Annotated in this window: 1 protein-coding gene; it reads left to right on the top strand. The window is 45.0% G+C overall.

Annotated elements, in window-relative coordinates:
* A partial coding sequence (locus DWZ60_RS17065; RefSeq protein WP_147397783.1) for a hypothetical protein occupies positions 1–576 on the top strand: 576 nt, incomplete at both ends.

Genomic DNA, 576 nt, shown 5'->3' with positions numbered 1-576 from the left:
TGCGGAACTGGTGTACAGATCAGCAATTCCGATGTAAATAAATTGCAGCATACAGGTGTCAGTGAGCCGAAGAATCTGCAGCAGGAAGATGGTAGCAGTTATTACGGAAATGACAGTGCATATGCGGTAAATGGTTATCGTTATGCCGGCGGCTATATTGGTAAAGCTGCTATGGGAAGTACGGCAGCCATCGGTGGAGCAAGCGTTCTGGATCATGTTCTTTCTACGACAGGACTGTTATCAGCACTGACTGTAGTTGCATCTATCATAGACAGCTCAGATGTTTATGGAGCAACAGGCGGATTTAATGTTCTTGCAACAGACGGAGACGGTGTTACGGGAAAAGCCGGTGGATATGCAGGAGAACTTCTTGGAGTTCAGATTCAAAATAGTAATTCTTATAATTTTGCACATATCATAGGGCGTGAAAGTGCCGGTGGATATGTTGGAATCATGGAGCCGGGGAATGCGGCAGATGTGGTAAATGGATTAAGTGCTCTTGGAGGACTGATCAAGGCAGATAATCTTCTTGGCGTTTTACAGGCATTTGTTCCTGTGATCAAAAACAGCGAAACA

The sequence above is a fragment of the Blautia sp. AF34-10 genome (genome assembly GCF_003477865.1).
In the GTDB taxonomy this organism is placed as follows: domain Bacteria; phylum Bacillota; class Clostridia; order Lachnospirales; family Lachnospiraceae; genus Fusicatenibacter; species Fusicatenibacter saccharivorans.
The sequence above is the reverse complement of the archived record's forward strand: the minus strand, read 5'-3'. Positions and strand labels throughout refer to the sequence as shown.